Source organism: Litorivivens sp., from assembly GCF_041625495.1.
Taxonomy (GTDB): domain Bacteria; phylum Pseudomonadota; class Gammaproteobacteria; order Pseudomonadales; family Spongiibacteraceae; genus Litorivivens.
On record NZ_JBFJTH010000218.1, the window covers coordinates 1 to 5070 of the forward strand.

Here is a 5070-nt window from a genome sequence, read left to right on the forward strand (position 1 = left end):
CCGCCCAGATCAAAGCGCATGGGGCTGCCGTCGACCACATCGATCCAGTCCATGTCGGCGGTGTTGGCAATGACCAGTTTCTGATCTTCGCGCACAAAGTCCTTGTCCTGATCGGTAACTTCAAACTGCCAGTCGCCGTATTCGCGGAAATAAAGAATCTCGGTACCTTTCTTCACTTTCAAGGCGGGAGCTACCACGCCAGCCGGCGTGCACCAGTAACCGCCGGGCTTCAGCACGGTGTCACCAATGGTGACTTCGCCTTCGAGCACGTACCACTCGGTTTGGGCGTTGTGAACACCCGCCGGTCGCGACCAGTCAGAGGTGAATTCGATTTTGGCTGAGACTGATCCGTCCTCTTCATCGTAAGAGAGGTTGCGCTGGCGAGCGTCGCCAACGGCGCCGACCAGTTCGGCGGGGTGCCAGATCAGATCTTTTTCATCAATCAGTTCAACGTGTGGGCGCATGGTTTACCTCGGCGTTCAGGGAGTTCCTAGAGTTGCACGCTACGATACCCCTGAATTGACATAATTAATAAGATATTTTCTATATGTTATAGATAGTCTATAGGCTATCTATAAATATTTTCCGTTAATCTGAACCAACTGCGCACAGTCGGCGTATACCGTCGCAATAGCATTTGGAGAACAGCACTATGAAACGCTTGATGGTTTTAGGGTTCGCTCTGACAGCGGCAATGGCGCAAGGCGGTGTGCGCCCGGAAGCGCTTCAGCTAAAGGGTTACGAATTCAACGGAGATGGCATGCGTCAGTCGGTGTATACCGTGCGTTGCAGCAACCGGACCGAGCCGTTGATTAACTCGAAAGAGGGCGTCAAGCGCTGGTGCGCTGAAGGTAGCAAGCAGTGTTTTCGGGACAAGGTGGACGCTGCGCAGGCGGCCTGTGATAACAGTCTTCGCGAGCGTCTGGCGAAACGCCGGTAAGTGTGAAAACGCAATGAAAAAAGCCCCCGCAAAGCGGGGGCAATCACAGGAAGTTAGTCGTCTGACTACCTTTCGATATAGTTTGGCTTAAGGACGTAGTCTTTCTCTTCCCACTCCAGCACACCGAAAGTCATGTACTTCTCGTGGTGTGATTCGTGGAACTGCCACATGGAACACAGGCTGAATTGATCGTCCAGCATCACGTCGCGAGTGGTGAATTTGAAGGCTTCACCCATAAAGTGGTGTAGCGCGTAGTGGTAGCGACCATAACCAATGGCGTTGCCGAATACATCGGGCCCATGAAACTGGTGATGGTTACCACTGCGAGTGCGTTCGAAGCTGAATTCGCGGTTGACCACACCTTCGATTTTTACGTTCATGGTGGCGCGGTTCAGGTTGATGGGCATGTAATCGATGGTCACCAGATTGGTGCCGACTTTTTCCTGTTCGGTGTTGTACACGTCCATCTCGCCGGTCCAGGTGCCGGAATGCTTCTGCGGCAAATAGAAGGTTTTCTTGCCGACTTTTTTCTCATTTTCCAGGAAGTCCGCGACCAGCTTTTGAGTTTCCGGGTTGGTTTCGTGATCAAAGGTGCGGATATACAGACCGTTAAAGGCGGCCACCAGCGTATCCCCTTCAAACATCTGTGAAGAATAGACTTGTACACCGCGATCATCGAGCACATGGTTGATGGTGCGCAGGTTTACGTTCCAGCCGGGTGAAAAGTAATTTGAATCGACAAAGGGGCCGAAAGGGCGGCCGGAGCCGATAAAGTCGGGGCCGGTATAGATGCGATCTTTGTCGGAATCGATCACGCCGAATTCAAAGCGACCGGTTTCAAAGCGGTTGGCGAGCTCGCCCGCGGCATCGAGCGCCACGTCCATCCAGTAGGTTGTGCGGCCATCGCTGAATTCACTGGCGCGGGTAACTTTGTTATAGCCCACATGAGTGCCGTCCGGCGTAAAAATAGACGGGTAGCCGTGCCAGTCACCGGTAATGTTTTTCTGAAATTCGCTGGGTTGCTTGTCGCTCATGATAGTCGTCCTGAGTGCGGTGTTATTTGCACGCGTAGCGTGAAACCATGGGGTGGTGGGAGAGTGTGTTCAAAGATTCGTGCGACGCTTTGCCGATACAGGCCTGAATAAAGGTCTGGATAGCGTTTAGCATCAGGCTGCGCTGTTCCTCTTCGCTGCCCAATGTGGGCCAGTCGAGAAAGGGGCGGCCGGTAGTGCCATCGTAGGGATGAGCAAAGCAAAAATGGTTGGCGCCCTTGAGTAACAGCAGGTGGCTGTCGTGGCGCGTGCTGTTAAGTGCTTCATCGAAAGTGCGGGCAATGCGTTCGGTAGGCGTGCTGTCGTCGGCATCGCCGTAGCGGTTGGCGCTGGCTGCTATCACGCCGTCCTGTTCACCGCCCATGATTAGCATGGGAACGTCACCGGCTACAGGCAGCAGGGTGTCTTCCGGAAAGCCTATCTGGGTTGATGCGCCAGTGTGAGCGGCATATGAGAAACCGCCGACCAGCTGTGGAAACCAATCGCTATTGCTATTGAGCAGCACCGCATTACCGCCGGCAGAGTGACCGCCGAGGATGATTTTGCGGGTGTCCAACAGCCCGGCTAACAGCCCCTCAGTATTAAGCTGTTCTACAGCCCCGAGCAGCGTCGGTAGCGATGAGCTTGATGGCGCCTTGCCAAAAGTGTCAGGAGTGAGATAGCGCAGATCAAAGCCGGGGCTTAGGGATACAAATCCGGGCATGTCCTGCTTGATCCAGCTGAAGGTCACGCACACCAGTCCCAACTCGCATAAGCCCTTTGCCAGCCAGCCATATACTTCCGGGTGGCAGTTGGAACCGGGCATGAAAATGACGACCGGGTAGGGGGCATTGCTGCTCGCAGCGGGCACATAGCCCATATTGCGTTCATCTGCACTGTCGCTATAGGCAGCTGGGTAGTAAACCTTTAGCTGCAGGGTGTTCCACGGCTCGGGTTCTCCGGGTACGGAGGCTGCGGTAAAAAAGGCGCGAACATCCATGCTTATTCGGGGCGCGGCAGGGTGCGATCGCGGCCCCAGAGCGTGGCCACCAGTTGGTCGCACAGCTCAGTGCCAAACAGGTTTTCCACCACGATATTGGCGGGGTCGCCTTCGGTGATTGTGCGGCGAATCATCAGGTCGCGATCGGCCTGTGCTGCACGGGCGCTTTTCGGTTGCTGTTCGGCGGCGTCAACCCAGGCGATCCAGCGATCGAGCTGGGCGTGTGCGACCTTGCGCAGATCATCGATCCCTTCGGCGCAAACCGGGCCACCGTAGGCCAGCGAGCAGGGAGATTGAGCAACGCGGGTATACATGTGGCGGCTGATAAAGTGCTTGAAGCGCTCGCTACGCTCCCATTCGATGTAAGTATCGTTTACCTCGCCGCCGTAGTATTTTTCGGCGTACTCGGGGTGAGTCCACAAATCCTTGCGTGGCATGTAGTCCTGATAGAAAAACAGGTCCGGGGTGGTGCCAAGCGCAAAGCCGAAATGGGGTACATCGTATTGCGGGCCGAGGTTGATGGTCAGGTGCATGTTGGTGAAGCTGGCTTTGGGGTTGCCGGTCCAGCTGTAAATCAACCAGTCGATTTCCGGGCCGGCCCAGGCAGAGAGGAAACCCTGAGCGCCGTCTTTGCCGCTGTAATCCCCTACGGAGGACCCGTCCTGGGTAATATCAAAGCGCGCTTTAACTTTTTCAAAAAGTTCGGTGGTGATAGCCCAGAGTTGTTCAAAGGTTTCCTGGCGATCGACGCCACCTTGCTCTGCTACCAGTTCGTCGATGGATTTGGTGATATGTGCCATGGACCGTGCCTGTGTCAGACTAATTGAATATAATGTTATATGAATAATACATATTGTTGGGTGGCGGTGCAATCCGCTTTTGCCCTTTGCCCACTATAGTATTGTTGATGCCCAGGGAAAGATGGAGAAAATATCATCGTATATGATCTAGGTAGGCGGAATTTTCGTTTAAAAAGATATAAAGATATGCTATTAGTATAAATAAGCTCGGTTCAGAAGCGCCTCGGCGCGCGGCTGGCCCCCGAAAACGTTGGAGGAAAGGCAGTGTTAATCAATCTCTGGTATGTGGCTGAGTGGTCAGAAACCCTCAAGGATACGCCGGTTAAAGTAAAGCTGTTGGGACAAAACTTTGTGCTGTTCCGCGATGAAGACGGAAAAGCCCACTGCCTGAGCGACGTTTGTATTCACCGCGGCGGGTCACTGTCTGGCGGCAAGTGCATTGATGGCAATGTGGCCTGTCCTTACCACGGCTGGCAGTTTGACGGCGACGGGAAGGTGCAGTTTATTCCTTCGGAAGGGCGAGAGTTTAAAATTCCGGACCGTGCCCGGGTTGACGCCTATCCCACTGAAGAGCGCTACGGCATGATCTGGGTGTTCCTGGGTGACTTGCCCGAAGAAGAGCGCCCGTCGATCCCGCCTTTCCCTGAATACGATGACCCCAAGTGGCGCGCGATTACCGATGAGTGGGTGTGGAAGGCCGAAGCTGCCCGCGTTATCGAAAACGGTATTGATCTGGCACACGCCTCTTTCGTGCACCCGGTGTTTGGTACGCCTGATACGGCCGGCGAGAACAAGATCGTCAAGGTCGAGAAGGATGAGCTCAATGGCATGTCCTGGAACATCCAGTATCCGCCACAGCTTAAAGGGGAATTGGGGATTCGTCGCTTTATCCGCAAGGACCGGCAGCCCACGGAAACCATACCTGGCTACCATATGTCGGGTTACGTGGTGCGCATTCAGATCAATCTCAATAGCTGGATGAGTATTCTGATGTTCGACTGCAATACGCCGGTCGATGAACACACCACTAAAACGTTTGCCACCCAGCTTCGTACCTTCTTCAAAATTGGTTTGTTTGATGGTGGCTCGCGCAAGCGACTGCGCAAGGTTTTCAAAGAAGATGCTGAAGTAATAGAGCGCGCCTCACCCAATTATCTGCCGGAAAATCTCGCCAATGAGCTGTCGGTGCAGGACGACCGATTTATGAGTTCATTCCGTGCTGCGCGTCGCAAGCTAATAGAGAAGGGTTACCAGATAGACTCCTATACGCTCAAGCAGTACGAGGGACGAAAGGTGTTC

The 5070-nt window shown here is 54.1% G+C and carries 6 protein-coding genes; 2 read left to right on the forward strand and 4 right to left on the reverse strand.

Annotation, left to right across the window (positions count from 1 at the left end):
• Positions 1 to 464, reverse strand: a 464-nt coding sequence (locus ABYP39_RS17225) for a DUF4437 domain-containing protein (protein ID WP_372783820.1), incomplete at its 3' end; no start/stop codon positions are given.
• 188 nt (positions 465 to 652) lie between these two features.
• Here ABYP39_RS17225 and ABYP39_RS17230 point away from each other — a divergent pair.
• A complete protein-coding gene (locus ABYP39_RS17230; RefSeq protein WP_372748110.1) occupies positions 653 to 940 on the forward strand; it encodes a hypothetical protein in 288 nt (95 codons plus the stop codon).
• Between the two features lie 65 nt (positions 941 to 1005).
• On the opposite strand, the gene ABYP39_RS17235 is transcribed toward ABYP39_RS17230, so the two are convergent.
• The 3 genes from ABYP39_RS17235 to ABYP39_RS17245 are packed head-to-tail and all read right to left on the reverse strand — an operon-like array spanning position 1006 to position 3771.
• Positions 1006 to 1974, reverse strand: a complete 969-nt coding sequence (locus tag ABYP39_RS17235; RefSeq protein ID WP_372748111.1) for a hypothetical protein — start codon at positions 1972 to 1974, stop codon at positions 1006 to 1008.
• 22 nt (positions 1975 to 1996) lie between these two features.
• Positions 1997 to 2971, reverse strand: coding sequence for a dienelactone hydrolase (locus tag ABYP39_RS17240; protein WP_372748112.1), 975 nt, complete (start codon positions 2969 to 2971; stop codon positions 1997 to 1999).
• Positions 2972 to 2973: 2 nt separating this feature from the next.
• Positions 2974 to 3771: a red chlorophyll catabolite reductase gene (locus ABYP39_RS17245; protein WP_372758587.1), complete on the reverse strand. Its 798-nt coding sequence runs from the start codon at positions 3769 to 3771 to the stop codon at positions 2974 to 2976.
• Positions 3772 to 4035: 264 nt separating this feature from the next.
• On the opposite strand from ABYP39_RS17245, the gene ABYP39_RS17250 reads away from it, so the two are divergent.
• The coding region (locus ABYP39_RS17250) for a Rieske 2Fe-2S domain-containing protein (protein ID WP_372783822.1) at positions 4036 to 5070 on the forward strand (1035 nt) is incomplete at its 3' end.